The sequence below is a fragment of the Streptomyces sp. NPDC085927 genome (assembly GCF_044540975.1).
GTDB classification, from domain to species: domain Bacteria; phylum Actinomycetota; class Actinomycetes; order Streptomycetales; family Streptomycetaceae; genus Streptomyces; species Streptomyces hirsutus.
Genome location: NZ_JBITSN010000005.1, coordinates 264,661 through 290,266, shown reverse-complemented (window position 1 = coordinate 290,266; position 25,606 = coordinate 264,661). Strand labels below are relative to the sequence as shown.

Genomic DNA, 25,606 nt, shown 5'->3' with positions numbered 1-25,606 from the left:
GCCGGGCCCGGACGCCCGGGGCGTCCCACAGCGGGAGTGACCCCGGGTACTGGCCTCGGCGTACGCGGGAAGCCCCTCACCGGTCGCGCAGCCGGCCCACCTCCTCCAGCGCGCGCCTCGCCGCACCGGCCAGCCGGGGGCGGTCGCGGACGAAGCGGCGGGCGGCCCGCGCCGGTTCACGGCTCAGGCGGTACGCGGCCCCGCCCGGCACCGGGCGCACCACGGCGCCTTCGTAGAGGGGCAGTTCGCGGGTCTTCAGCGAGTCCTTGTAGCGGGCCGGCCCGCTGCCCAGATCGACCATGCGGATCCCGTCGGCCGCCGCGGCCTCCAGCATCCGCAGGTGCAGCACCAGCCCGGGTGAGTATTTTCCGTAGTCGCGGTCGTACGCCGGGAACCACCAGGACAGGACCGTGGGCGAGCGCAGCCCGAAGTGGGCGGCCACGGGGCGGCCGGCGGCGTACAGCACGGAGAGCAGCCCACGGCATTCGGGGTCGTCGCCACTCGCGAGCCGCTCCACCAGAGCGGTGATCCACGGCTGCGCGAACCGGTCCCGGCGCCCGGTGCGCCGGTACTGCGCGGACTTCCAGCGCATCAGCGCCCGTAACGCGTCCGGGTCCCGCGCGTCGTACACGAACCGCACCTCTCCGACCTGACGGGCGAGTCTGCGTTCCTTGGCGAGGGTCTGCTTGAGGAAGCCCGGCGCGTTCGCCCGCAGCAGCCCGGTGTAGGAGGCGAAGCCCTCGCCGATGTCGACGACCGGACTGACGAGTCGCTCGGTGGCGTGCGGTACGAAGAGGTGCTGGCCGGCCTCCAGGTTGTCGAACTCCCACGAGGAGAGTCCGCAGGCGGCCAGGAGTCTGTGGGGGTCGACCCGGACACCGGGGTGCAGGACGGCCCCCTGGCTGTCCGACACCCCGAGCCCGATGGCCCGGCCCTGTCCCAACCGCCCCTTCTCGTAGGGGAAGAAGCCGACGGCGGTGCCGTCCTCGTGGAGTACGGCGACCCTGGCACCGGGCCTGCCGTGCCCGACGGCCGTGGTGAACGCCGGGTCGAGGAACGGGTTCTCCGGCGCGCCGGACTCGCTGCGCAGGTGTCTCCATGTCTTGTGCTCGCCGGGGCCGAGTTCGTCCGGCCGCAGAACGAGAAGGTGCTTTCGGGGCATGCGGGTCTCCTGTGTCGTCACGGGTGCCGGGACGCACGAGGGCCTGTCTGCTGCGGTGCCGTGCGGGGCGCGGGGTCGCCGGGCAGTGCTCGGGCCGCGTGGTGCAGGCCTCGGGCGGTACTGCCTCGGTTCAGCAGCGGAACGTCTGCAGGGCGCTGGCGCCGTGGGCCGGGAGTACCGGCTCCGCGCCTTGTGGGGTGCCTGACGGATACGCGTCACGGGCGGCCTGCTCCGGGGGAACCGCGTTCGCCTGGGCGTCCGTCGCCGTGTGCGGTGCCGCCCCGGCCGCTCCGGCGGTCCTCGGCGAGCGGGCGAGGCGGAGGTGGAGTGCGGCGTCCGGGACACCGGGAGGGGGCTTCCCTGCGCGCTGGGGGTCGGGACCCTCCGGGATGAGGGCCGGGGCGACTGCCGGGAGGGTCGCCGCGGGGACTCCCGCGGGGACTGTGTGGTGAACCGACGTCGGGTGGACCGGGCTCGTGGGGTGTGCGGCCATGTGCCGGGCCACCAGGGGGTGGGGCGTCGCCCTGGGCGATTCCGCCATGGGGTGTGCGCACATGGTGCGTGCCGCCATGTGCCGGTCCGGCTGCGTATGCCGTTCCGCCCCGAGAGCGGGCGAGCACAGGTGCAGGAGCAGTACCGACGTCAGCAGGAGCATCGCCGCCGCCCATCGAGGCCGCACCGGTCACCTCCCGACGTGCATCCCGGCGGGGGTGGGCATACCGGGCCGGTACCGGGCGAGCCCCCCACAGAACGTACGCCCGGGACGCCTTCCAGTAGCGCCGAGCGCCTCCCGCGTCGTCAAGGCCTGGGCATCGTCACTGGGCCCGCATCGGAGCACGTCGGCCCCATTGTTCCGCTGCCGCACCACTGGTCACACCTCCTGCCCCGGAGTAAGAGCGGTTCACCCCTGCGTCCGGCTTCGTCTCCAGTACGAAGATCCGGTCACCGCCGAGCAGGAGGCCGGAAAGACACGGTGGGCGGAACAGCCGGCGGCACGGCCGGTCGCCCGTGCCCACTGCCCCCTGGGCTGCCCCTGGGCAAGGCCCGCCGACACCCGTCACGAGCGGGCAACCGGCAAGCGAGGCACCGGATTCCGTCATTGGCATGGACCTGATAGCCCGCGCCCGCTAGGCTCTGCCCGACTCGAATGAGAGCGCTCTCAGATTGCGTTTGTTCCACCCCCACCTCGTTGGAACGACGAAGGGCATCTTCCATGAGACGCATCGGACTCACGCATGCCTGCGTGGCCGCACTCCTCATGATCGGCAGTTGGACCGCGGCCGGCACTCCGCCCGCCTCGGCGAGCGACACCCCGGGTTCCGGCTCCCCCGCCGCCTCCGCCGCATCGGCACAATCCGCGCCGGCCTCCGCCGCCCTGCTGCAAGCCATGCAACGGGACTTCGGCCTCTCCCCCGCCGAGGCCGAGGAACGGCTCGCCGCCGAACAGCGGGCCACCGCACTCGAACCCAAGGCCCGCAAGACCGCCGGACCGGCGTACGGCGGCGCCTGGTTCGACGCGAAGAGCGAGAAGCTGACCGTCGCCGTCACCCCGGACGCCGACGCCGCCACCGTCCGCAGCCTCCGGTCCTCCGGCGCGGCCGTCCGTACCGTCGAGCACAGCGCGCGCCGGCTCGACGCGACCGTGTCACGCCTGGACCGCCTCGACGCACCGTCGGGCGTGAGCAGTTGGTCCGTGGACCCGGCCGCCAACACGGTGGTCGTGAACGTCGTCGAGGGCGAGCGGTCCGACAACGATGTCCGGCGGTTCCTCTCCGAGGCCCGCGAGGCGGGACCGGTCACCGTACGGACCGTGCGGGCGGCCGCCGAGACCTTCGCCGCCGGAACGGTGGGCGGCGACCCCTACTACACGGGCAACGTCCGTTGTTCCATCGGCTTCTCGGTCCACGGCGGCTTCGTGACCGCCGGGCACTGCGGCGGCGTGGGCGGCCAGGTGCGGGGCTGGGACGGCTCCTACATCGGCAACTTCCAGGGCTCCTCGTTCCCGGGCAACGACTACGCGTGGGTCAACGTGGGCAGCGGCTGGTGGACGGTACCGGTCGTGCTCGGCTGGGGAACGGTCTCCGACCAGCTGGTGCGCGGCTCCAACGAGGCTCCGGTCGGCGCCTCGATCTGCCGCTCGGGTTCCACGACCCGCTGGCACTGCGGCAGGCTCCTGGCCAAGAACGAGACCGTCAACTACAGCCAGGGCGCGGTGCATCAGATGACGAAGACGAGCGTCTGCGCCGAAGGCGGCGACTCGGGCGGTTCGTTCATCAGCGGTGACCAGGCGCAGGGCGTCACCTCCGGCGGCTGGGGCAACTGCTCCTCCGGGGGCGAGACCTGGTTCCAGCCGATCAACGAGATCCTGGGCCGCTACGGGCTGACCCTGCACACGGCGTGACCCGGCCCAACGGCCCGACCGGACCCCGAGGCACGTAGCGCCGACGACACAAGCCCCGCCCCCGAACAGACATTCGGGGGCGGGGCTTGCAGTGGAGCGCTGGGCAGGCCTTGCACCTGCATCTCCCCGCAGGAAGCGGGGCGTCTTTCCTTGGACCACCAACGCACGGGAAGGTTCCGGGAGTTCCGGCGCCTTGACCTGCGTCAACCATAGCCGCATTCGGCCCGGCAGTCACATCGGACGGATGAGCGGCGTACGAGGTGGTCCGGCGTGCACGGCGGGACTGCCGGTCAGTCCCTGATCAGCACGGCTCGGGGCACCGGCCCCGGCACCCCTGCCTGTTCCGGCGCTCCGGAGAGGGCACCGGCGAAGTTGTCCTCGACTGCCGCCCTCTCCGCCGCGTTCGGGTAACGGTTGGTGCACGCGGTTCCCGCGCTGGAGCCGGACATCAGGCTGGAGCAGGGTCCTGGCTTACGGTCCGGCAGGCCCAGGATGTGACCGAGTTCGTGGGCCGAGATGCGGACCGTGTCGTAGCCCTGGTTCACGGCCTGGCGCCCGATGTAGACGGTGCCGTTGCCCAGGGTGGTGGGCAGGGCGCGCGGCCAGCCGTTGTCCGCCAGGACCCGGATGTTGGCGCGCTGCCCGGAAGCGGCCGGGCGGAGTTCCACGGTGTCGACGCTCTCGTTCCAGATCGCCGCACCCCGGTCGACGGCGGACCTGAACTCCGCCGAGCCGCTCGCGTCGTAGGTGAGCAGGCGGGCGGCCGACGTCTGCTCGGGTGCGCCGGACGGGGCGGCCACGGCCTGGCCGCCCCACAGCAGGGGGGAGGAAAGCGCCAGAACCGCGGCCAGGCTTCCGGTCAGCGTACGGATGCGCATGATCGACCTCCTTGTGGGGACAGGTTAGTCGTGCTCATGACACTCATTGCCTCCCTGCCCACCCGGTGAGGGCGGCAATCCGTCAATCGGCCCGCCGGTCCCGTACAGCGGTCCGCCACCTCCCACCGGGCCCTCACCTGGTCCCACGGTTCAGAAGCGGCATCACTGAATTCCATGAAGAGGATCGGTTGGACTTCCGGATCACGCGGAGGCACTGTGGGCAGGGTTCCAGAGTCCCCCGGACACCCCTGAATCGCACCCGGAGACCACCCGATGAACCACGTGATCAACCCCGAGCGCTACAACGGCACCATGCGCTACCGGCGCACCGGACGTTCGGGACTCGACCTTCCCCTGCTGTCCCTGGGCTACTGGCACAACTTCGGTGACGACCGGGCCTTCGGGACGCAGCGCGAGATCGCGCTGCGCGCCTTCGACCTCGGCATCACCCACCACGACCTCGCGAACAACTACGGACCGCCCTACGGCGCCGCGGAGGTCAACTTCGGCCGGCTGATGAAGCAGGACCTCGCCCCGCACCGGGACGAGCTGGTGATCTCCACCAAGGCCGGCTGGGACATGTGGCCGGGTCCCTACGGTCAGGGCGGCGGATCGCGCAAGTACATGCTCGCCTCGCTGGACCAGTCGCTGAAGCGGATGGGCCTGGACTACGTGGACATCTTCTACTCCCACCGGCTCGACGCCACCACTCCCCTCGAGGAGACCATGGGCGCGCTGGACACCGCGGTCCGCCAGGGCAAGGCGCTCTACGTCGGCATCTCCTCCTACGACGCCGAGCGCACCCGTGAGGCGGTCGCCATCCTCCGGGACCTCGGGACTCCGCTGCTGATCCACCAGCCCTCGTACAGCATGCTGAACCGCTGGATCGAGACCGAGGGGCTGCTGGACGTGGCCCAGGAGGAGGGCTTCGGGATCATCGGGTTCACGGCGCTGGCGCAGGGGCTGCTGACCGGGCGCTACCTGGACGGAGTGCCACAGGGTTCGCGGGCGACACAGGGCAAGTCGTTCGACACCGCGTGGCTGACGGACGACATGCTGCACCGGCTGCGCGCCCTCAACGACATCGCGGCCCGCCGTGGGCAGACGCTGGCGCAGATGGCGCTGGCCTGGGCCCTGCGGGACCGGCGCGTCACCTCGCTGGTCATCGGCGCGTCCCGCACCGAACAGCTGGAGCAGAACGTCGCCGCGCTGGACAACCTCGACTTCAGCGGCGAGGAGCTGGCCGAGATCGACAAGTACGCCACCGACGGCGGCGTCGACCTGTGGCGTGAGGCCCGTCTCGGCAACCTGGGCTGAGCCGAGGGGTGTGCACCGCGGCGGGAGGGGAACTGCGACGGGGCGGGCCGCGTTCCGCGGCCCCGGTGGCCCCAGCCCTCGGGACGGCCCGATGCAGACGTTCCTGCCCTATCCCGGCTTCCACGAGTCGGCGTCGGTACTCGACCGGCGCCGGCTCGGCAAGCAGCGGGTGGAGGCGCTCCAGGTCCTGCGCGGCCTCATCGTGCCCGGCTACGGGTGGCGCCGGCACCCGGCGGTTCGCATGTGGACCGGCTACGAGGAGGCGCTGGTGCGCTACGGCCTCGAGATCTGCCGGGTCTGGCGTGCCCGGGGGCACCAGGACAGCTGCGCCGCCACGCTCGTCGCCGATCTGGCCGCCGTCCGGCCCGGCGCACCGGTGCGCGGTCAGCGGGAGCTGACCGAGGCGGGTGAACTGCCGCCCTGGCTCGGGGACGACGCCCTGCACCGCAGCCACCGGTCGGCCCTGGTGCGCAAGGACCCGGCCTTCTACGCGGAGTACTTCCCCGGGGAGCCGGACGACCTGCCGTACGTCTGGCCGGCCTCGGACCGTTCCCCCCGGTTCCTCCCCGGCTGAGGCCGCCGTTCCGCCGGCCTCGCACCGCCCGTTCCCGTCCCTGCCCTGCCCTGCCTTGTCCTGCCCTGCCCTGCCCCGAGCGCACGGATGCCCCGGCGTCCCCCTCCGCGGGGTCCGCCGGGGCGGGCCGGACGGTGCGCCTACCGCCCGGACAGGTACTCCTCGACACCCGGAGCCGTGTGCGCGTCCTCGACGTTCACGACGCTGCCGACCGCCTTCGCGTCGGGCTTCAGCACATACGTCTCGACGCTCGCCGGACGGTCGACGTCGGAGAAGTTCTGCGCGGTGCCGAGGCCGGTGTCGGCGTTCTTCTGCGCACGGTGCGCCTTGAGGACGTCCTCGCGGCTGAGACCGCCCGCCTCGCAGGCCGCCTTCAGGTCGGCGCCCATGAGCTGTGCCGCGTTGTAGCCGGACAGCACCCCGGAGTCGACGGGCGAGTCCGGGAACTCCTTCTTGTACGACGCCACCATGCGCTGGACTCCCGGCAGTTCGGAGCTGACCGCGGGCGCGGCGCTCACGACGTGCAGCATGGCCGCCAGGGCCGGCGCGGCCGGGGTCTCCATGAGCTGCGGTGCGTAACCCGGCGCGCTGCTGACCACGGGCACGCGCAGGCCGCGGGAGGCGGCGACGCCGACGAGGGAGGCGGTCTGGGCGGGGCCCGCGCTGATCAGGACCGCTTTGACGCCCTCCTTGCTCAGGGCGGACACCTGTGCGGACAGGTCGGTGTCCGTGGCCTGGATCTTCTGCCCGGCCACCTTCAGGCCGGCCTGCTCGGCCGCCCAGGTGGAGCCTTCCAGGGCGTTGCTGCCGTAGTCGCCCTCGAAGTAGACGTGGCCGATCGTGTCGCCCTTCTTCAGGCCCTTGGTGCGGGTGAGGAAGTCGACCGCGGCGATCATGTCGATGTCGTAGGTGGTGCCGAGCACCTGGATGGCCTCCTTGCCGAGCAGGGAGGCCGCCCAGGCCTGCGGGAAGGTGAGCATCTTGTCCCGCTCGATGTCGTCGAGCAGGGCGGCGACGACGGGCGAGCCGATGACCTGGGGCATGGCGACGACGTCCGGGGCGAGGTCGGCGTAGGCGGTGACGGCCTTCTGCACGTCGTACCCGTGGTCCTTGACGACGATCTCGATCCGGCGGTCGCAGATGCCGCCGTCGGCGTTGACCTCGTCGGCCCACATCTGCTGGGCCTGCACGATGCTCTTGCCGAGCGTGGCGTAGGGGCCGGTCAGGTCGGTGAGGGCGCCCAGCCTGATGCTTTCGGCACCGATGCCGGGGCCGGTGCGGACGCCGTCGGCGGCGCCGGCGCTCTTGTCGCCTCCGCCGTCGCCGTCGTCCGCCTTGGAACTGCATCCGGTGGCCGCGAGCAGCAGGACGAGGGCTCCGGCGAGGGCGGCGCCGGTGGTGCGGCGCCGGTGATGCGTGGTGTTCACGGGGTGTGCTCCTTGGGTCGTGCGGTTGCGGCCGGTTGCGGTGGTGAGAGGGCTGGGTCCGTGGCGGGGGCCCGGGGGCGTCGGCGCCGGATGCGGTCGCGGGCCCGGCGGGCCAGTCCGTGCAGGCCGTCGGGCGCGTACAGCAGGACGAGGACGATCGCGGCGCCGTAGAGATAGCGGGCGGCCTCGGTGGGGCCGACGGAGCCGTCGGCCGAGCCGGGGGCGGCCACCAGCGGGAGCTGGTCGGCGTAGCGGGTCATGAGCAGCGGGAGCGCGGTGACGAAGACGGCGCCCGCGGTGGCTCCGGCGACGGAGCCGAGCCCGCCGATGACGATCATGGCGAGGTAGTCGACGGAGAGGACCAGGGAGAAGTAGTCCGGGACGACCCGGCGGAAGGAGAGGGCGAGGAGCACGCCCGCGAGCCCGGCGTACATGGACGACACCACGAAGGCCGCCGAGCGGTGGCGGGCGACGTCGACGCCCATCACGGCGGCCGCGGTCTCGCTGTCGCGCAGGGCGGCCAGGGCGCGGCCGGGGCGTCCGCGCAGCAGGCCGCGGGCGGTGAACCAGGTGAAGGCGAACAGGGCCAGGCCCAGGAACCACAACCGTTCCTCCGCGCCGAACGGCACGCCGAGCACGGTCAGTTCGGGGTCGCCGGCCCCGAAGGTGAAGCCTCCGAGGGTCAGCGGTGGCACGGAGCGTCCGTTGAACCCGCCGGTGACGGAGTCTGCGGTCAGCAGTACGTGGTGGCCGAGGAAGACCAGGGCGAGGGTGGCGATGCCCAGGTAGATGCCGCGCACCCGGGCGGCGACGGGGCTGAACAGTCCGCCCGCCGCGCCGGCCAGCAGTACGGCGAGGAGGGCGGCGAGGGCGGGCGGCAGTCCCGGCCCGGGCTCGCCCGCCAGCCACGTGTAGCCGTAGGCGCCGGTGGCGAGGAAGAAGGCGTGGCCGAGGGAGAGTTGTCCGGCGGTGCCGGTCAGCAGGGCGAGGCCGACGGCGCCGATGGCGGCCGCCATGGAGAACAGGCCGATGCGCAGCCAGAAGGCGTCCAGGTAGAACGGCGGGAGGCACAGGACGACGGCGAGGAGGACGATCCGTGCTCCTCGGCCGGTCAGGGCTCCGGGGATGCGGTCAGACACGGGCCGCTCCCTTCGCGCCGAACAGCCCCGCGGGCCGTACCAGGAGCACCAGCAGCATCACGGCGTACGGGGCGACGTCGCCGAAGCCCTCACCGAGGACGTGCAGGTCGGACTGGTAACCGACGACCAGCGCCTCGGTCAGGCCGATGAGCAGGCTGCCCGCGAGGGCTCCGGGCGGGGAGGCGAGCCCGCCGAGGATCGCCGCGGGGAACGCGTTGAGCGCGATCAGGCCGGTGCTGCGTTCCAGACCGGGCGCCGGGAAGGCGGCGAGGAACACGGCGGCGAGTGCGGCGAGCGCGCCCGCCAGGCACCAGGCGCCGGCGCGCACCCGGCCGAGCCGTATGCCCATCAGGGAGGCCGCCTCGAGATCCTCCGCCGCCGCCCGCAGGGAAAGTCCCCAGGAGGTGAACCGGAAGAGCGCGAACACGCCTCCGATGACCACGGTGGACACCACGATCGCCGCGAGCCGGCTGTCGGCGACGGTCACCGGGCCGAGGTCGGTCACGGCGTCGCCCCACGGGTCACCGAGGGACAGCAGGTCGCCGCCGATGCGCCGGGCCAGGTCGGTCAGCAGGACGATGTCGATGCCGATGGTGACGATGGTCTGCACGTGGGCGGAGTGCGCGTCCTGTCCGCCGCGTTGCAGCAGGAACCGGTCGAGGGCGCCCGCGAGGGCGGCGGTGGTCAGGATCGCCAGCGCCAGCGCGCCGGCGAAGCCGAGATCGTCGTGGAGGACCGCGGTCAGGTAGCCGCCGAACAGGAGCAGGGAGCCGTGGGCGAAGTTGAGGACGCCGGACGCCTTGAAGATGACGACGAAGCCGAGGGCGACCAGTGCGTAGACCGCGCCGAGGGCGATGCCGCCGAGGACGTTGTCCAGGAATACGGTCATGCCGCGTCCTCCTCCTGGGTGTCGGTGCCGAGGTAGGCGCGCAGCACCTCGGGGTCACGGCGGACCTCGTCGGGGGTGCCGTGGGCGATGGACCGGCCGAAGTCGAGCACGGTGACGTCGTCGGCGAGGCGCATGACCAGGCCCATGTCGTGCTCCACGAGGACGATGGACAGGCCGAGTTCGGTCCGCAGTTCGCCCACGACCTCGGCCGTGCGGGCGCGTTCGGCGGCGTTCATGCCGGCCACCGGTTCGTCGAGCAGCAGTACACGTGGCTCCAGGCAGAGGGCGCGGGCGAGTTCCACGCGTTTGCGGTCGCCGTACGGCAGGAGGGCGACGGGGCTGTCGAAGTGGGCGCCGAGGCCGGTCAGTTCGGCGATCTCGCGGGCTCGTGCGAGATGCTCGCGCTGTTCGCGGACGGCGCCCGGCAGGCGCAGCGCGGTGGCGGCGAAGCCGGCGCGGGTCAGGGCGTGGCGGCCGAGCATCAGGTTGTCGGCGACCGTTCCCTGGGTGGTGACGATGTTCTGGAAGGTGCGGGCCACGCCGAGCGCGGCGATGCGGTGCGGGGCGAGCCGGGTCAGTTCGGTGCCGCCGAGGGTCACCGTGCCCGCGGCCGGGCGGCACAGGCCGGACAGCACGTTGAAGCAGGTCGACTTGCCGGCGCCGTTGGGTCCGATGATCGCGTGCACCGTGCCGGGTTCGACGGTGAGGGAGACGGCGTCGAGGGCGGTGAGTCCGGCGAAGCGCACGGTGACGTCCCGTACGTCGAGCACGGGCGGCGCGGCGGTGGTGCGGTCGTTCACGCCGCCCCCTGGTCCTCGGCCTGGTCCTCGGCCGCCTCGCCCAGGTAGAGGCGGCGTACGGCGTCGGTGCGGGCGAGTTCGTCGGCGGGGCCGGACAGGCGGGTCTCGCCGACCTCGAGGACGTGGGCGTGATCGGCGAGGGAGAGTGCCATGCCCGCGTTCTGTTCGACCAGGAGCACGGCGGTGCCCTGGGTGTTGATCTCGCGGATCACCTCGGCGATCCGGTACACCATCCGGGGCGCGAGGCCGAGGGACGGCTCGTCGAGGAGCAGCAGCCGGGGGGCGGCCATCAGGGCGCGGCCGATGGCGAGCATCTGCTGCTCGCCCCCGGAGAGCAGGCCCGCGGCCTGGTGGGTGCGTTCGGCGAGCCGGGGGAAGAGCGTGAACACGCGCTCCCGTGCCTCGTGGACCTGGGCCCGGCCGCGACGGCCGAGTCCGAGTCCGCCGCTGCGCAGGTTCTCGTCGACCGTGAGTCCGGCGAACACCCTTCGCCCCTCGGGGACTTGGACGACTCCGGCGCGTACCGCCGTCACGGGGTCCTTGCCGTCGAGCACGGTGTCTCCGTAGCGGATGCGGCCTGCCGTGATGGCGCCGCGGTGCAGGCGCAGTGTGCCGGACACGGCCCGCAGCAGGGTCGTCTTGCCCGCGCCGTTGGCGCCGAGCAGGGTGACGACGCCGCCGTGCGGCACGGTGAGGGACACGGAACGGAGGGCGGACAGGGCGCGCCCGTACGTCACGTCGACGTTCTCGACGTGCAGCGCGGGCGGGTCGTCCGGTGGTGCTTCGGGCATCACGGCTCCTCGGGGCCGTACCGCACGGCGGCGACGGCTTCGACGGGAAGGGGAGCTCACGACAGCACGGGCGCGGGCGTGCCGGACAGGCCTCCGGCCCCGCTCGCTGCGACGTCCCAACGGGGGCGGGCAGGGGTTGTGCGGGTGCCCAGGGGCACGCTCGGAGGGGCGCGCAACCGGATCCCGCGAGCAGCCGGTCCGGTCACGGTGGCCGGCCGTGCGCTCCTGGTGTTCGCCGCACGCCGCGGCCGGGACCTGCTGCCGGGAGGCGTGGCGGCCGGCCACGGTGCCGCCGCCGGGACCGCGGCCGGAACAGCGCGGCGGATCCGCCCTCCCGAAGGCACGACCGCCGCCTCCGGCGCGCCGGGGCGGCGAGGGTCCGGGGTCCGGGGTCCGGGAGAGAGCCTGCAGACGCCGAGGGCCGGGGGTCAGCCGCGTGCGCGGAGGTACGCGTCCAGTTCGGCGGCCCCGGTCAGCATCGCGCGCCCGCGGGCGGACAGCCGGGCGTGCCAGTCGTGGAGTGCGGCTTCCAGGGGTTCGAGACCGCCCGCCGACCGTACCTGGGCGATGAGCGGGGCGATCTGCTCCAGCGGGTGGCCGCCGCGCCGGAGCTGGCGGGCCAGCCGGGCGTCGCGTTCGTCGGCCCCGTCGTAGACGCGGTAGCCGGTCAGCGGGTCGCGGCGCGGGCTCACCAGACCGGCGCGCTCCCACTTGCGCAGCGTCGCGGGGCGGATTCCGAGCTCGCGTGCCAGCGGCCCGATGAACGTGCCACCGGGCCCGGACGGGGAGTGGGTCTCCGTGCCGGGCGCCAGGCCGGCGAGGGCGTTCTCCACGGCACGGAGCGTGCGCCGGTCCTCGAGCAGTTGGGCGTGGCTCTCGTCGACGATCCGCAACGCCTCGTCGACCGCGGCCCGGTTCACGGACCGCATGATCGCCGTCGCCGTCGCGTGGCCGTGGCCGGGCACCAGGGCGAGGAATGCGTCCAGGGCACGTGCGTGCAGCGGGGTGTAGGCGCGGTAGCCGTGGGGGGTGCGGTCGGCGGGCGGGAGGATGCCGGCCTGCTCGTAGTTCCTGACGGCCTGGGTGGACAGACCGTGGCGGCGTGCCAGGTCGATCGGCCGCAGCCGTTCACCGCTTTGAAGGTTTCGCCCCACGGGGCGGACTGTATCGCGGGAAAGTCTCCACCGAAAGTTCAACGATAGCGTTGAGGGCATGGCTACTCAGTTGAAGGACGCCGTGCGAGCCGTCGGTGCCACGGCCGCCATGGACCTGCTCCCCGGCCGGCCACGGCTGCTCGCCCTAGGGGAGCCCACCCACGGCGAGGACACTCTGCTGGACCTGCGCAACGAGCTGTTCCGGCAGCTCGTCGAAGAGGAGGGCTACCGGACGATCGCGATCGAGAGCGACTGCCTGATGGGCCTGGTCGTGGACGACTACGTCACCTCGGGCAGAGGCACCCTCGACGAGGCGATGGAGCGCGGGTTCAGCCACGGGTGGGGCGCCTTCACGAGCAACCGCGAGCTCGTGCGCTGGATGCGGGAGTACAACACGGGCCGGCCCGCGTCCGAGCGGCTCCGCTTCGCCGGTGTCGACGGCCCGCTGGAGATCACCGGCGCCGCGAGCCCCCGGCAGGCCCTGACCGCACTCCACGCCTGCCTCGCGGCCGCTGTGGACACGGACCTGCTCCCCTGTACCGCGAAAACCCTCGACCGCCTCCTCGGGGAGGACGGCCGATGGACCGAACCCGCCGCGATGAGGGACCCCTCCCGGTCCGTGGGGCGCTCGGCCGAGGCCGATCAGCTGCGGCTGCTCGCCGACGACCTGGTGGCGCTGCTCGACGCGCGGGGCCCGCAGCTGATCGGGGCGGCCTCGCGGGACGCCTGGGAGCGGGCCCGCCTGTACGGGCGTACCGCCACCGGCCTGCTGCGGTACCACCACGCGATGGCCGACCCGTCCCCGGGCCGGATGGCGCTGCTGATGGGTCTGCGGGACCTGATCATGGCCGACAACCTTCTCGCCGTCGCCGGGCGGGGCCCCGCGCTTGTCCATGCCCACAACGTCCATCTCCAGCGGGGCCGGAGCGAGATGCGGATGGACGGCCTGCCGGTGGAGTGGTGGAGCGCGGGCGCGCTGGTGGACGCCCGCCTGGGCGCGGAGTACGCGTTCCTCGCCACGGCGATCGGCACGCTCCGGCACCGGGACGTGGGCACTCCGCCCGCGGACACCGTCGAGGGACTGCTGTACGCGCTCCCGCAGGACCGCTGGCTGGCCGGCGGTCCCCGGCTGGCCGGTCTCCTCGGCTCCGGCCCGCCCGCTCCCCGGGTGTCCCCCTGGTTCGGGTACATCCCCCTCGACCCGGCCCAGGTGGAGAAGGCCGACGGGATCGTGTTCGTCAAGGACGTCCCGGAGCGCTAGGCGTACAGCCCCCTTGGCGCTCGGGTCAGCGCGGGAGGAGCCTGCGGGCGGTCAGGGCGAGGGTGACCTCGACGAGGTCGAAGGGACGGGAGAGGGAACGACCGGTCAACTGCTCGTAGCGGCGCAGCCGGTTGAGGACGGTGTTGCGGTGGCAGTACAGGCGTCTGCTCGCCCGCTGGGCGGATCCGTCGCAGGCCAGCCAGGTGGCCAGGGTGTCCAGCAGGACCTCCGCGTCGGCGGGCTCCAGCCGTGCCAGCGGGCCGAACAGCCGGTCGGCCAGGGCCGCGCCGAGGTCGGGGGACGACACCACCAGGGCCGCCGGCAGGTGTTCCGTCAGGCGGACCGTGCCACCGGTCTCCGGGCACAGGCTCAGCGCGGTGTCCGCCAGCCTGCGTGCCTCTCCCACCGCGGCGAGGCCTTCGACGGCGCTGCTGACCCCCACCCGTACGCCCGGCGGCTGTTCGTCCTCCACCACCGGCTCCGTGTCGTCGGGGACCAGGGCGATGCCGTAGTCGGTGTCCACGCCCGTGTGCCAGTGCACGCGCACACCCGGAGCGAGCGCCGCCTGTGCACCGGGACAGGCGGCGAATCCGCCGGCGACCGCGACGACCACGTACCGGCCGCGCTCCGGCAGCTCCAGCGCCAGCGCGGTCTCGGGCAGGTCGGCGATCCTGCTGGTCCCGTCGAGCAGCGCCGCGGCCAGCAGCCGCACCCTGTTCTCCCGCCGCCAGGCCAGTTGCCGCTCGGCCTGCCGGTAGGAGTCCGCCACGACGGTGCAGTGCTCGTCGACGAAGTTCCACACGTCGGACGCCACGTGCACCAGCAGCCGCACGTCCTCGGGAGCCGCCCGGGAGGTCTCGTCCACCAGGCTCTGCCACACCAGGGAGCCGCCCAGCCTGAAGGCGTGCAGCACCGCGTCCAGCGGAAGCCCCTGCTCGGCGCGGGTGGCGCCGATCTTCCAGGAACAGCGGCGCGCCGCGTCCCTGACCCCGCGCGGGTCCAGCAGCGAGGCGACGCTGTGCCGCAGCGAGCGGTGCACCTCCTGCCAGATCTCGGTGGCGTCGTTCTCGATCGCCGACCGGTAGGCGGGCTCCTGGTCCTGGAGCAGGGCGACCAGTTGGTCGCAGAGCCGGGGCAGGTCGTCCAGCAGTACCCGGGCGGCCCGGTGCAGCACGCTCAGCGCGTCGGCGTCGATCAATGACCGCACACGCGGTACCCGCGCCCGTGGTGCGGGCACGGGCCCCGGGCGTGGCAGGCTCCGTGGCCGTACGGCGTGTGGCATCGCGCATCTCCCCCAGGCTCGGCTTCCCGGCGGCACCCGCGTGACGGTCCCCGTACCGGTTTCGGGCCGGTCGCGAGGTCCGCGGGCGGGCCGCCACCCGACTCGTCCTGCCCCGAAGGATGGCATACCGTCCGGTCGGTCCCTAGAGTTGTGCACCGGTCTTTTCCGCTTGTTCGACCAGCCGGACCAGTTCGACCCGGGAGCGGACGCCGAGCGTCGCGAAAACGTTCCGCAGGTGGTAGTCGACGGTACGGGTGCTGACGGACAGGCTCAGGGCCACCTCCCGGTTGGTGGCGCCTTCGGCGACACACCGTGCGATACGCAGTTGCTGCGGGGTCAGCAGGGACAGGTCCCGCGCTCCGTGCCGGCGCGGTCCGCCGCTCCCCGGCCCGCTCGCTGCCACACCGCCTGCGCGCAGTTCCGCGGCCGCCTGGCGTGCCCAGAGCTGCGCGCCGCAGCGTTCGAAGTCGACCAGCGCCTCCCCGAGCCGGGCGCGGGCCTCGCGCAGTCTGCGCCGGCGGCGCAGCCACTTTCCGTGCAGCAGTTCGGTACGGGCCCGTTCGAAGTCTCCGGACGTCTCGTCGTGCCGGTCCAGGGCACGCAGGTACAGCTCGTCGGCGGCCTCCGGTGCGGCCAGCAGGGCGCGGCAGCGCAGGAGCTGGGCGGGGGCCTGCGGGTCGGCGCCGCAGCCGGCCCACAGCGCGAAGTCCTCGACCACCGCGCGGGCGTCCTCGGGCCGGCCGGCCAGTGCGGCGGCCTCCACGAAGCAGGGAACGGCGAGCATCCACACCGCGAAGTGCCCGCGCCGCGCGCCGGGGCGGACCAGCGGGCCGAGCCGGTCGGCGGCCTCCTCCGGGCGGCCCTCGCCCAGGTCGGCGCGGGCCGCCGCCCACTGGGCGAGCAGTGCCGCCTGGGCCAGACCGTGCCGCCGGGCCGTGGTGAGCGCCGCGGTCGTGTGCTCGGTGACGCGCGCCCGGGCGCCCTCGATCGATGCCGCCAGCGCCAGTACCGCGTGATGGTGCGCGGCCGTGTTCCGCTGCCCGGTTCGGCGCGCGGCGCGCAGCCCTTCCTCGGCATGGGTCCGGGCCAACTGGTGTCTCCCTGCGCGCAGTTCGGCGTAGGCAAGGTACTCCAGGGCTCTCGGTTCGAGGGTGGCTGTGCCCAGGGTGCGTGCCGACGCCAGGGCCCGCGCCCCGGCCCGGCGGGCGGCGCCGACGTCGCCGAGCATGAGAGCCGCGGCGGCCGAACGCAGCAGTCGTTCGGGCTCGGTGGCGGGACGGCCCCGGTCCACCACCCGGGTCAGCGGGGCGGCGGCGAGGTCGAACCGCCCCAGCAGCACGGCGCGCATGCCGTCACGGTGGTCGCGGAGCAGGGCGGGCGGGGGAACGGGGGGCTGCGCCGGGGCGGCGCCGCGGCGGGCCGAAGGGCCCTCGGGCGTCTCCCCTGCCACCGCCTCCTGCGGGCCCGTCGGGTTCGCACCCGCGGCACGGAGATCGAGCGCCCCCGTGACGGCGGCCCGGGCGGAGACGCCATGGATGTCATGGATGTCATGGATGTCGTGGGTGAGAACGCGGAGGCAGCCCTGCCGGTCGCCGGCGGCCCAGGCCGCGTCCGCCGCGCCGAGGACCGCCGCGTCGGCCCGGGCCGGTCCCGGCCCCGCCAGGAGGCCGGCGGCCAGCAGAAAGGACTCCCGGGCGTCGTCCACCGGGCCGTCGGCCAGGAGCACTCTGCCGCGCAGGAGTTCGGCGCGGCCGCGTACCGGGGCCGGCGCCGGCCGGCTCCCGGCGGCGTCGAGCAGCCGCAGAGCCTCGGGCGGATGCCCGGCGAGGAGGGCCTGTTCCGCGGCGGCCGTGTAACGCCGTGCCCGCTGCGCGTCGTCCGGCGTCAGCTCGGCGGCACGCACCTGGGCCGTGCGGCGCAGGGCGGACGGTGTGCCGGAGGTCGAGTCGGTGGCCGCGGCCTCCAGTTCGGCGGCCAGCACCGCGTCGGGGCCGGGGACGGTCCACGAGCGGTGCAGCAGTGCGGGCACGCCGTGCGGTTCGGGGTGTGCCGCGGCCAGCGAGCGGTGCGCGGCACGGCGGCGTCCGGACGGGGCACCGGCGTACACCGCCCTGCCGACCAGCGGGCTGCGGAACCGGAGCCGGCCCCCGGGGACCGCGAGCAGCTCGGGCGCCTGCGGCGGCCCGGACGGTCCGGGAGGTACGTCCTCGTCCCGGCCGCGGAGGCCGTTCGTCGCCTGCTGTACGAGTGCGGCCTCGGCGTCCTGCTCCCCCGTGGCACGCATCGCCGCCGCGACGGCAAGCAACAGGTCGGCCCGGTCGGCCCGTTGGCCGTTCAGACATCCGTCCGCGACGGCGGTCAGCGTCCCGGTGTCGGCCAGGGGGCGGGGCAGCGCGTGGTCGCCGCGAAGCTGGGCGGGCGAGAGGCGGTGGGCCAGGGCCAGCAGCAGCGCGGGGTTGCCCTGCGCCTCGGTCACCAGCTCGTCGCGGACGACCGGGTCGACGGCGCCGTCCGTCAGGTCGTGCAGCAGTCCGGCCGCGTCCCCGGGCGTGAGCGGGGTGAGTTCCAGCACCGGCAGTGTCGCCCATTCCCTTTCCACGGGCCGGTGTCCGGGCACGGTGATGAGCAGGCCCACCCGGTGGACGCCGTCCGCCGCGTGCACCCGCGCGGCCACCCGGCCCAGTGCGGCGCGTGAGGCGGCGTCCCACAGGTGCGCGTCGTCCACGCACACCAGCAGGGGTGAACGGGCGGACGCCGCCCGCAGGATGTCCAGGAGCACCTCCCCCGCCGTGCCGTCGCCGGGGGCGCGCCCGACGTGGCGGGCGGCGCGCAGCAGGGTGCGCAGACCGCTGTGGGGCTGCGGGGAACAGGCCGGTTCGGCGCGGACGTGCCACACCGGTCCGGCGCAAAAGGCGCGTGCCGCGAACTCCAGGAAGGCCGTACGGCCGCCGCCGGGTTCGCCGGTCACGACATGGGCGCCGCCGTCGGTGCGCAGCCCGTCCAGCAGGGCGGCGAACGCCTGCCGTCGGGGTCCCGCGCGGTACCGGAGCGGAGCGGATCCACGGGTCGTCTGTCCGGTCATTTCCGTGAGGTTACTTACGCGTAAGAAGCGGTGGAAGGTGTCCGTCCGGGTGCCGGAGGCGGCCCGTCCGCCGTTCCACCTGGGGCTTCTCACGAGATGCGCGGCGGGCGGCGTGTGCCGCCGCCCAAGCGGGCGGTCCCCCGGCGGTGCACCCGCACAACGCCGGTGGCGGCCCGCGTCGTACGCGGGCCGCCACCGGGTCTGTCGGTGTCCGACGGGGTGTCAGGAGGTGTGCGGGCAGTTCCCCCGTGACTCGTCGATGGTGAGGCTCCGCTGCGGCAGCGGGCACAGGAAGCGCTCGTAGCGGGTGTCGTTGTCGATGAATCGCTTCAGCCACGAAATGCTGTACTTCGCGATCGTCGTGTTGTTCGAGTTGGGCGTGAAGTGGGTGGCGTTGTTCAGCTCCAGGTAGGCCCGGTCGAGGGAGGACGGCAGGCCGGTGTACAGGGGTTCGGCGTGGCTGGAGACCGGGGCGACCGTGTCGCCGTCGGCCCCGAAGATCAGGGTGGGCGTCCTGACCTCGGGCCACGTCTTGTCGAGGTTCCAGGGGGTCAGCGGGATCGCCGCCTGGAGCGACGTACGGTCCTTCGCCGCCTCGAGGCTGCCGCCGCCGCCCATCGAGTGGCCCATGACGCCGAGGCGGCTGCTGTCGATACGGCCGCGGACCGCGCTGCGCCCGGTGAGGTAGTCCAGTGCGGCGAGCAACTGGTCGCCGCGGGAGTCGGGTTGGTCGAGGGTGGTGTTCGTGTCGATGGTGAACACGACGAAACCCTGGGAGGCCAGGCGCGGGCCCAGCCAGGCGATGGAGGACTCGTAGGCGGTGAAGCCGGGTGAGATGGCGATCGCGCCGAACGTGCCGTCGGCGGTGCTGCTCGGGTAGTAGATGGTGCCCCCTCCGAAGCCGGTGACGGAGAGCGAGGAGACCGAGGTCTCGGAGACGGAGTACGGGCCGCGCAGCGCCTCGATGCCGGCCTCCGTCGGGGCCGGACCGCGCTCGTAGGGGTTGTCCGCGGCGTGGGCGCCGGGACCGGTGAGGGTGCTCAGGCCGACGACGGCGGCGACGGCCGCGGCCAGTCCGGCGAACCGTCCGGTCCTGCCGCGCCGGGTGCGGGAGGGGCGCGCGGTCGGGCCTGCGGTGCTGGTGTGGGGGTGCTGGTGCACGGCGGGGAGTCCTCTCTGTGGCGGCGGGCCGCCCGGTGGCCGGTGCACGGGGGTACGACGTGGGATGTGACCGTGCGCCGGCCGTGGGCGCCGCCGGTGGGCTGGCGGTTGCCACTGTCGGAGAGGAAGGAGTCCGCGCGGACCGGCAATCTCACCGGTCTCGTCGCTCCACCCGCCGACGGCGCACCGGCCCGTCGGCGGGCGGAGCGGTCCATCGGCGGGCGGGGCAGCGGGCGGAGCGGTGGGCAGCGGTGGCCGGCGGCGCCCGGCACCGTATGCGCAGGGAAAGCCGGGGTGGACCAGGAGATGCGGTCACCGTCGGGGCCGGCGCCAACGGTGACCGCCGTACGGAAACGCACTCGCCCCCCACATCACCCGCATGGCCCTCTCCGGACGCCGCGTCGGCCCGCGCCGTGCTCGTATGGAAGCGGCCTGCCTACCCGGAGGGAGCTGGGAATGCACGAGATGTGGTGCGGTGCGGACACTTCGGGGGAGCCTGTGTGGCATGTTCTGACCACCGACAGAACGACCACGCTGTGCGGGGTGGAGAAGGAGGACGAACCCCGTCGGCGGGACGCGACGGACCGCCACTGCTTCCCCTGCATGGAGTCGTTCCAGGAGGTCGTGGAAGCCAGCTGACGGCTCCGGCACGCCGATTCGCCCCGGACACCCCGGACGCCCCGGCACCGGGGCGTCCGGCCGTACCGGGTCTACGGCTCAGGCGCAGTGGCACCCGTCCCCACCGGCGTCCGCGTGCGCGTCGGAGGCCGCCGGACGGGTGTCCAGCCGGCAGAAGCAGGACGCCTCGATCGGTACGTCCGCCAACGCGGCCGCCGCCTTGAGCTGTTGGGCCACGAGCGCGGCCTCACCCGTCCTGCCGGTACGCGTCAGGCACTCGTGGAACCCGTGCAACGCCCAGACGTTCCCCGGGTGTTGCAGCGGCCGGGGCAGGGTGGAGTCGAGGCCGAGGTCCGCGCGGTAGATCGCCTCCGCGTCGTCGACCCGGCCCTGTTCCAGCAGCAGGGCCCCGTACGCGTGCCGGGTGGGCTGCATCCAGCCCCAGGGCTCGTCGTAGGGAAGGTTGTCGTCCAGTTCGACGGACCGCTCCAGTGCGGCGAACGCCTCGTCGTAGTCGCCCTTGCGGTAGGCCAGTTCACCGTCCAGCATCGCGGCCGCGATGGTGAGGATGTCCTGGCAGGTGTTGTTGAACAGCATCCGTGTTTGAGGCACCCGGCCCACCGCGGCGCAAAAGCTCTCCCGCTCGGCCTCGGCCCTCTCGATGTCGCCGGTCGCCGAGAGGGCGACGCCACGGGCGTAGTGGAGCATCGCGGTGGTCGCGCAGTACAGCGCCGGGTCGGCGGGGAACGGCAGCGCCAGGATGTCGTCCCAGCGGCCGAAGCGGATCAGGACGTGGAAGCGCATCGCCAGAAAGCCCTCGAGCCAGTCGGCCATCGGCGGGCTCTGCACCCTGAGCAGTTCCTCGGGGACGGAGGCTTCGAGCTGTGCGGCGGCGTCCAGGGCGGTCTTCGAGAGGCCCGCGAACATGGCACCGTAGATCCTGAAGTGGTGGTTGTGGGCGCGGTAGAGGGTGTAGAAGTTCATGGCTCCGGCCCGCGCGAGGTACTTCTCGTCGGCGGCGATCGCGAGGGTGTTGTCGGACACGACCCGGCGGTAGTCGCCGCACAGCACCTCGAGGTGCGAGGGCATGTGGTGCAGATGTCCGGCGTCGGGCACGGCGCCGCGCAGCCGGTCGGCGACCATGAGGGCCGCTTCCGGCGTGGGGGACATCTCCATCAGGTGGATGTACAGGTGCACGACGCCGGGGTGCCGGGCACCGCTGTCACCGGCGAGCGCCCGGTCGAGTACGGCCTTGGCCTCCAGGGTGCGGGCGCCCGCGGCGGGAAGGCCGGTCCTCAGGTCCCACAGCTGCCAGGGGGTGAGGTTCATCAGGGCGTCCGCGCAGAGCACGGCGACGTCCGGGTCGTCGGGGGCGCTCTCGTACACCGCGAGCATGCGGTCCGCGTAGGGCCCGTTCCACACCGAGCAGTCCTCGACGGCCCGCCCCTGGGGGTAGCGGGCGCGCAGGGCGCCGATGAGGGCCCGCTCCACAGGGGTGGCTCCCGCGGCCTTCTCGTGCGCCGATTCGACCGCGGCATGGGTGCGTTCGACGCTACGGACGAGGTCGTCGCCGTCGAAGGCCTCCCAGGGCTTGTTGTAGTTGGGGCCCAGGGCGTAGGCGATGCCCCAGTAGGCCATGGCGCAGTCCGGGTCGGCCGCGGCAGCCTTCTCGAAGCAGGCGACCGCTTCCTCGTGGTTGAACGCATAGGCCCACAACAAGCCGCGATCGAACCAGAGTTGGGCCTCAGCCACGGCGGTCGTCACGGGGCGGCGGTAGGTGCCCAGGTCGTAGTAGTCGTCCATGATGTCCATGGCTCCCTCCCGGGGAAGCGGCCGAGTCGGCCGACCGGCCTCACCCGCCACACGCGTCGACGGGAACGAAACCGACGATACCGGCACACCTGCGCCGATGCGGGCGTTGACGCAGTGCGCCCGCCCGGAGACACCGGGTGATGACAACGATGGTCACGCCCTTCCTCCAGGGTCTTGTTCGCCGATGGGCTGGTCCGACTCGTGCGAGGCTCCCTAGGATGTATTCCCTGTCCAGCCAGTCCAGTTGGCGCGGCACTCCGCAGGGGGAACGATGCACACCGGCAATCAGCTGTCCACCGAGATCGACGCAACCGTGCCGACAGCCGCGCGCATGTACGACTACTATCTGGGCGGCAAGGACAACTACGCGGCCGACCGTGCCGCCGTGGAAGAGCTCGACCGGGTGGTGCCCAGTACGCGCCGTCTGGCCCTGAACAACCGGCGCTTCCTCCAGCGGGTCGTCCGGGTCCTCACGCAGGAGTACGGGATCCGGCAGTACCTCGACCACGGTTCCGGTCTGCCCACCCAGGACAACGTCCACCAGGTCGCCCAGCGCATCGACCCGACCACCCATGTGGTGTACGTCGACAACGACCCGATGGTGCTGGTGCACGGACGCGCACTGCTGGAGCAGGACGAGCGCACGGTGGTCATCCAGGCCGACATGCGGGAGACCGAGGCGATCTTCGACCACGCCGAGACGCAGCGTCTGATCGACTTCTCGCAGCCGGCCTGCGTGCTGTTCAACAGCGTGTTCCACTGCATCCCGGACAGCGACACCGACGGCCCGATCGCCGTGGCGCGCCGGGTCCGGGAACGGCTCGCGCCGGGCAGCTTCCTCGTGATGTGCCAGCTGGTCAGCGAGGACCCCGAGGTCCGCAAGTCCGTCACCGAGTTCATGGACCGGGCGACCCAGGGGCACTGGGGCCGGGTGCGGCAGGAGAGCGACGTCGCCTCGTACTTCGAGGGCCTGGAGATCCTGGAGCCGGGCCTGGTGGAGGTCTCCACCTGGCGTCCGGACACCGAGGTGGCGCCCCGTCAGCTCACCAAGGAGTGGGTCGAGTTCGGCGGCGTGGGCCGGATCCCGCTGTAGGCTCCCCGCGGCACGCGTGCCGCCGACGCGCGGCCACGGACACGCGGACGCCCGTCCCCGGTGATCGGGGACGGGCGTCCGCGCGGTGTTCCGGCCCCTGGCGCTACGCCCCGGACTGCGGCTCCGGGTAGCGGTCCCGCATCGTGGCGCGCAGCAGATCCAGGGATTCACGGGGCCGCAGCGCCTCGTCGGCGAGACGGTCCAGCGCGATCCGGTACTCCTCCGTCTCGTCGAGGTCCTCGAGGAAGTTGGCGCTCCTGATGTGTTCCAGGTAGACCACGTCGGGCAGATCGAGGCCGCCGAAGCGCAGATACGTCACCGGGATGGCGGGAGCCGACGCGTTCGTCACGCTCAACGGCACGATCTGCACCGTGACGTTGGGGCGCTCGGCCATCCGCATGAGATGGGTGAGCTGCTCACGCATCACCTCGGCACCGCCCAGCACACGCAGCAGAACCGACTCGTCGATGACCGCCCACAGTTGCGGGGCGCCCTTCCGCGCCAGCAGCTCGGCCCGCCGCATCCGGAGTTCGACGCGGCGCTGCACCTCGCCCGCCGGTGCGTTGGGCAGACCGCGCTCCACCACCGCACGGGTGTAGGCCGCGGTCTGCAGCAGGCCGGGGACGTACTGGATCTCGAAGGTACGGATGGTGGCGGCGGCCTCCTGCAGTCCGACCAGCCGGTCGAACCACTCGGGCATCAGCCGCTTGTCGTACCGCTGCCACCAGCCCGGCTCTCCGGCCCGCTGAAGCAGTTTGACCAGCACCGAGGCCTCGTAGTCGTCGGTGCCGTACAGCTCGAGCAGGGCCCGGACGTCGCTCTCGGTGGGCGGGCGGCGGCCCTTGCCGGACTCGATGCGGGACAGCTTCGCCGCACTGAAGCCGACGGAGCGCGCCGCCTGGTCCTGGGCCAGTCCGGCGTCCTCGCGGAAGCCCGCCAACTGCACGCCGACCAGCATCTTCAGCAGGGTCGGGGCCGGCTCGGGCCGGTCCAGATAGGGCTCCAGACGGGAGATACGAGGCGACGCGGCGGACATCCTGGCTCCCAGCAGACCGGCACAAGGGCGGTTTACACTATCGCATCTCGACGGGCCGCGGCGTAGGCACCCCACAGAAGCCCTGCAGAAGTGGGTAGTTGGACTCCGCTTCGCTTCCCCGGCCGTGCGTCGCCGCGGCGGAGCGGGCCGGACTGCCGCATCACGCCGGCCGGTGCGCACCGCACGGGGCGCATCAGACCAGGTGGTCGAATTCGCCGTCCTTCGCGCCGGCCAGGAATGCCGCCAGTTCCGCCGGCGTGTAGACCAGGGCGGGTCCGTCGGGGTCGCGGGAGTTGCGCATCGCCACACCCCCGTCGTCCAGCGGGGCCACCTCGACGCAGTTGCCCTCGGCGTTGCTGTGCCGGCTCTTGATCCAGCAGGCGTCCAGGGAACTCGCCCGCACTCCGTTGCGCACTCCTGGCACCGCAGCCTCCTTGCTGTTCCTGTGTACCGCCGGGCGGTGCCCGGCCGTTCGCCGGGGCGGGCCCGGCCGGATCGCACTCGATCCGCCCCGGTCCGCCCCGAAAAAAACTTCACGCAATTTCTCGTGCAATTGCACGCGAACGCTCTCGGCGTGGATAATAGCCGGAGCGTCAACCCCCTTGTTGGCGCCCTGTCCTGACGTCGCATCGGGGAGACGGAGTGTCCTCACCTGTGCACCAAGTGATCCGGCCGGCCGCCGGCGCCGCCGTACGGACGCGTGGCCGCGTCCCGGCCGCACCTGCCGGGATCCTCCTGCCCGGCGCGGTGCCGCAGCAGGCCGGGAGACCGGACACGGAGGTTCTCCCGGTGCCGATGCCCCCGGCGGGCAGGACGGGCCGGGCCGGGCCCGGCCGTCCGCCTGACTTCCCCCCACTCGACACGACCGCCGCGAAAGGCACTCACGCGATGCGCAGCGCTTCTACGGAACAGCCGAGCAGCGAGCGCCCTGTGCGCCACACGTCCCCGACCGGAATGGCCCGTACGACACCGCTCATGTCGCTGTCCCGCGTGCCGTGGCGCGACATCCAGGACTCCACCGGATCCGCGGCGGCCATCCCCCTGCTGCTCAACGGCATCGCCTGGGGGGACGCCGAAACGGCCCGGGCGGCCCTGGAGGATCTGCGGAAACGGATCTGCCAGTACGGCTTCGTGGTGGAGCAGGCGACGGCCGCCACGGTCCCCTTCCTCTGGGAGCTGGCGCAGCTGCCGCATGTGACCTGTCGTGCCGGGATCATCCAGCTGCTCAAGGCCATCGCCGACGCCCGGCAGTGGGAGAGCACCGCCGCCGCGTATCCCAAGCTGCTCAATCACCGCGAGAACCCGGTCGTCTGGGAGCGGGCCGCCCGGCAGGCGGTGCGCGCCCGGCGGGGCGACCTGAGCCGCCTGATGGACGACCAGGACACCAAGATCGCCCGTGCCACGACGGAGCTGGCCCGCGCGCTGGCCGAATGAGCCCCGTTCGAGCGCCGTGGGGGACGAGCGCCGAAGGGGCCCGTGGCACGGGGAGCGGACCGCGCGACCGGTAACGCACCACCGGTCGCGCGGTCCGTGGGGCCGGTGCGGACCGGCCGCCCGCACCGGGAAGTGATCCGTTGCGGGCTACTTCACGAAGCGGTACTTCAGGTGGGTGGCGACGGGCGATTCGACCACCCTGACCACCTCGAGGGACCGCCGCCCGGCGCTCGCCGCCCCGAAGAGCCGCATCGTCGAGGGGACGGCCATGTCCGCGGTGACGGTCATGATGGAT

22 protein-coding genes are annotated in these 25,606 nt (G+C 73.1%); 7 read left to right on the top strand and 15 right to left on the bottom strand.

The features are described from left to right. Positions 1 to 76: 76 nt before the first annotated feature. Positions 77 to 1,162: a GNAT family N-acetyltransferase gene (locus ACIF80_RS15880; protein ID WP_399804619.1), complete on the bottom strand. Its 1,086-nt coding sequence runs from the start codon at positions 1,160 to 1,162 to the stop codon at positions 77 to 79. Between the two features lie 1,213 nt (positions 1,163 to 2,375). On the opposite strand from ACIF80_RS15880, the gene ACIF80_RS15875 reads away from it, so the two are divergent. Continuing rightward, on the top strand, positions 2,376 to 3,563 hold the full coding sequence (locus tag ACIF80_RS15875; RefSeq protein ID WP_399804616.1) for a S1 family peptidase: 1,188 nt from the start codon (positions 2,376 to 2,378) through the stop codon (positions 3,561 to 3,563). Between the two features lie 290 nt (positions 3,564 to 3,853). Here ACIF80_RS15875 and ACIF80_RS15870 read toward each other — a convergent pair whose 3' ends face one another. Further along, entirely contained in the window at positions 3,854 to 4,441 is a 588-nt protein-coding gene (locus ACIF80_RS15870; protein WP_399804614.1) for a snapalysin family zinc-dependent metalloprotease, read from the bottom strand. A gap of 273 nt (positions 4,442 to 4,714) precedes the next feature. On the opposite strand from ACIF80_RS15870, the gene mgrA reads away from it, so the two are divergent. Beyond that, positions 4,715 to 5,758 (top strand): L-glyceraldehyde 3-phosphate reductase, encoded by a 1,044-nt coding sequence (gene mgrA, locus ACIF80_RS15865; RefSeq protein WP_399804611.1) that lies wholly within the window; start codon positions 4,715 to 4,717, stop codon positions 5,756 to 5,758. A 91-nt stretch (positions 5,759 to 5,849) separates the two neighbouring features. Beyond that, positions 5,850 to 6,332, top strand: coding sequence for an MSMEG_6728 family protein (locus tag ACIF80_RS15860; protein ID WP_399804608.1), 483 nt, complete (start codon positions 5,850 to 5,852; stop codon positions 6,330 to 6,332). Between the two features lie 140 nt (positions 6,333 to 6,472). Here the strand turns inward: ACIF80_RS15860 and ACIF80_RS15855 are convergent, their stop codons facing one another. The 6 genes from ACIF80_RS15855 to ACIF80_RS15830 form a co-directional block, all read right to left on the bottom strand. Beyond that, positions 6,473 to 7,759, bottom strand: coding sequence for an ABC transporter substrate-binding protein (locus ACIF80_RS15855; protein ID WP_399804606.1), 1,287 nt, complete (start codon positions 7,757 to 7,759; stop codon positions 6,473 to 6,475). Then, a complete protein-coding gene (locus ACIF80_RS15850; protein WP_399804603.1) occupies positions 7,756 to 8,898 on the bottom strand; it encodes a branched-chain amino acid ABC transporter permease in 1,143 nt (380 codons plus the stop codon). The genes ACIF80_RS15855 and ACIF80_RS15850 overlap by 4 nt, the downstream gene beginning before the upstream one ends. Continuing rightward, entirely contained in the window at positions 8,891 to 9,787 is an 897-nt protein-coding gene (locus ACIF80_RS15845) for a branched-chain amino acid ABC transporter permease (RefSeq protein WP_399804600.1), read from the bottom strand. Before ACIF80_RS15845 ends, ACIF80_RS15850 begins: the two co-directional genes overlap by 8 nt. Then, complete coding sequence (locus ACIF80_RS15840; RefSeq protein ID WP_399804597.1) at positions 9,784 to 10,587, bottom strand: ABC transporter ATP-binding protein; 804 nt, start codon at positions 10,585 to 10,587, stop codon at positions 9,784 to 9,786. Before ACIF80_RS15840 ends, ACIF80_RS15845 begins: the two co-directional genes overlap by 4 nt. After that, positions 10,584 to 11,378, bottom strand: a complete 795-nt coding sequence (locus tag ACIF80_RS15835; RefSeq protein ID WP_399804595.1) for an ABC transporter ATP-binding protein — start codon at positions 11,376 to 11,378, stop codon at positions 10,584 to 10,586. Before ACIF80_RS15835 ends, ACIF80_RS15840 begins: the two co-directional genes overlap by 4 nt. A gap of 428 nt (positions 11,379 to 11,806) precedes the next feature. Next, complete coding sequence (locus tag ACIF80_RS15830; protein WP_399804592.1) at positions 11,807 to 12,532, bottom strand: TioE family transcriptional regulator; 726 nt, start codon at positions 12,530 to 12,532, stop codon at positions 11,807 to 11,809. A 58-nt stretch (positions 12,533 to 12,590) separates the two neighbouring features. Between ACIF80_RS15830 and ACIF80_RS15825 the strand changes: the two genes are divergently transcribed. Next, entirely contained in the window at positions 12,591 to 13,793 is a 1,203-nt protein-coding gene (locus ACIF80_RS15825; protein WP_399804590.1) for an erythromycin esterase family protein, read from the top strand. Between the two features lie 25 nt (positions 13,794 to 13,818). Here the strand turns inward: ACIF80_RS15825 and ACIF80_RS15820 are convergent, their stop codons facing one another. The 3 genes from ACIF80_RS15820 to ACIF80_RS15810 form a co-directional block, all read right to left on the bottom strand. Beyond that, positions 13,819 to 15,075, bottom strand: coding sequence for a helix-turn-helix domain-containing protein (locus tag ACIF80_RS15820; RefSeq protein WP_399804588.1), 1,257 nt, complete (start codon positions 15,073 to 15,075; stop codon positions 13,819 to 13,821). Positions 15,076 to 15,217: 142 nt separating this feature from the next. Beyond that, positions 15,218 to 18,157 carry a LuxR C-terminal-related transcriptional regulator gene (locus ACIF80_RS15815; protein WP_399804585.1) on the bottom strand — a complete coding sequence of 980 codons (2,940 nt, stop codon included), beginning with the start codon at positions 18,155 to 18,157 and terminating at the stop codon, positions 15,218 to 15,220. Between the two features lie 222 nt (positions 18,158 to 18,379). Then, positions 18,380 to 19,318, bottom strand: coding sequence for an alpha/beta hydrolase (locus ACIF80_RS15810; protein WP_399804584.1), 939 nt, complete (start codon positions 19,316 to 19,318; stop codon positions 18,380 to 18,382). 498 nt (positions 19,319 to 19,816) lie between these two features. On the opposite strand from ACIF80_RS15810, the gene ACIF80_RS15805 reads away from it, so the two are divergent. Continuing rightward, positions 19,817 to 19,957, top strand: a complete 141-nt coding sequence (locus tag ACIF80_RS15805; protein WP_399804581.1) for a hypothetical protein — start codon at positions 19,817 to 19,819, stop codon at positions 19,955 to 19,957. Between the two features lie 78 nt (positions 19,958 to 20,035). Here ACIF80_RS15805 and ACIF80_RS15800 read toward each other — a convergent pair whose 3' ends face one another. Further along, positions 20,036 to 21,739, bottom strand: a complete 1,704-nt coding sequence (locus ACIF80_RS15800) for a tetratricopeptide repeat protein (protein WP_399805271.1) — start codon at positions 21,737 to 21,739, stop codon at positions 20,036 to 20,038. Between the two features lie 280 nt (positions 21,740 to 22,019). Here ACIF80_RS15800 and ACIF80_RS15795 point away from each other — a divergent pair, with 280 nt between their 5' ends. Continuing rightward, complete coding sequence (locus ACIF80_RS15795) at positions 22,020 to 22,841, top strand: SAM-dependent methyltransferase (protein ID WP_399804578.1); 822 nt, start codon at positions 22,020 to 22,022, stop codon at positions 22,839 to 22,841. Between the two features lie 103 nt (positions 22,842 to 22,944). Here ACIF80_RS15795 and ACIF80_RS15790 read toward each other — a convergent pair whose 3' ends face one another. Both ACIF80_RS15790 and ACIF80_RS15785 read right to left on the bottom strand, forming a co-directional pair. Further along, positions 22,945 to 23,877, bottom strand: coding sequence for a helix-turn-helix domain-containing protein (locus tag ACIF80_RS15790; protein WP_399804575.1), 933 nt, complete (start codon positions 23,875 to 23,877; stop codon positions 22,945 to 22,947). A gap of 193 nt (positions 23,878 to 24,070) precedes the next feature. Next, a complete protein-coding gene (locus ACIF80_RS15785) occupies positions 24,071 to 24,301 on the bottom strand; it encodes a DUF397 domain-containing protein (RefSeq protein WP_381356847.1) in 231 nt (76 codons plus the stop codon). Between the two features lie 551 nt (positions 24,302 to 24,852). Here ACIF80_RS15785 and ACIF80_RS15780 point away from each other — a divergent pair. Next, a complete protein-coding gene (locus tag ACIF80_RS15780) occupies positions 24,853 to 25,311 on the top strand; it encodes a hypothetical protein (RefSeq protein ID WP_399804574.1) in 459 nt (152 codons plus the stop codon). Between the two features lie 147 nt (positions 25,312 to 25,458). Here the strand turns inward: ACIF80_RS15780 and ACIF80_RS15775 are convergent, their stop codons facing one another. Further along, on the bottom strand, positions 25,459 to 25,599 hold the full coding sequence (locus tag ACIF80_RS15775; protein WP_399804572.1) for a hypothetical protein: 141 nt from the start codon (positions 25,597 to 25,599) through the stop codon (positions 25,459 to 25,461). Positions 25,600 to 25,606 lie beyond the last annotated feature (7 nt).

What these genes read in the sequence shown, in the direction of transcription:
- ACIF80_RS15880 (WP_399804619.1), bottom strand. Translation starts at nt 1,162, where the DNA reads ATGCCCCGAAAGCACCTTCTCGTTCTGCGGCCGGACGAACTCGGCCCC.
- ACIF80_RS15875 (WP_399804616.1), top strand. Translation starts at nt 2,376, where the DNA reads ATGAGACGCATCGGACTCACGCATGCCTGCGTGGCCGCACTCCTCATG.
- ACIF80_RS15870 (WP_399804614.1), bottom strand. Translation starts at nt 4,441, where the DNA reads ATGCGCATCCGTACGCTGACCGGAAGCCTGGCCGCGGTTCTGGCGCTT.
- mgrA (WP_399804611.1), top strand. Translation starts at nt 4,715, where the DNA reads ATGAACCACGTGATCAACCCCGAGCGCTACAACGGCACCATGCGCTAC.
- ACIF80_RS15860 (WP_399804608.1), top strand. Translation starts at nt 5,850, where the DNA reads ATGCAGACGTTCCTGCCCTATCCCGGCTTCCACGAGTCGGCGTCGGTA.
- ACIF80_RS15845 (WP_399804600.1), bottom strand. Translation starts at nt 9,787, where the DNA reads ATGACCGTATTCCTGGACAACGTCCTCGGCGGCATCGCCCTCGGCGCG.
- ACIF80_RS15835 (WP_399804595.1), bottom strand. Translation starts at nt 11,378, where the DNA reads ATGCCCGAAGCACCACCGGACGACCCGCCCGCGCTGCACGTCGAGAAC.
- ACIF80_RS15825 (WP_399804590.1), top strand. Translation starts at nt 12,591, where the DNA reads ATGGCTACTCAGTTGAAGGACGCCGTGCGAGCCGTCGGTGCCACGGCC.
- ACIF80_RS15820 (WP_399804588.1), bottom strand. Translation starts at nt 15,075, where the DNA reads ATGCCACACGCCGTACGGCCACGGAGCCTGCCACGCCCGGGGCCCGTG.
- ACIF80_RS15815 (WP_399804585.1), bottom strand. Translation starts at nt 18,157, where the DNA reads ATGACCGGACAGACGACCCGTGGATCCGCTCCGCTCCGGTACCGCGCG.
- ACIF80_RS15800 (WP_399805271.1), bottom strand. Translation starts at nt 21,739, where the DNA reads ATGGACGACTACTACGACCTGGGCACCTACCGCCGCCCCGTGACGACC.
- ACIF80_RS15795 (WP_399804578.1), top strand. Translation starts at nt 22,020, where the DNA reads ATGCACACCGGCAATCAGCTGTCCACCGAGATCGACGCAACCGTGCCG.
- ACIF80_RS15790 (WP_399804575.1), bottom strand. Translation starts at nt 23,877, where the DNA reads ATGTCCGCCGCGTCGCCTCGTATCTCCCGTCTGGAGCCCTATCTGGAC.
- ACIF80_RS15780 (WP_399804574.1), top strand. Translation starts at nt 24,853, where the DNA reads ATGTCGCTGTCCCGCGTGCCGTGGCGCGACATCCAGGACTCCACCGGA.
- ACIF80_RS15775 (WP_399804572.1), bottom strand. Translation starts at nt 25,599, where the DNA reads ATGACCGTCACCGCGGACATGGCCGTCCCCTCGACGATGCGGCTCTTC.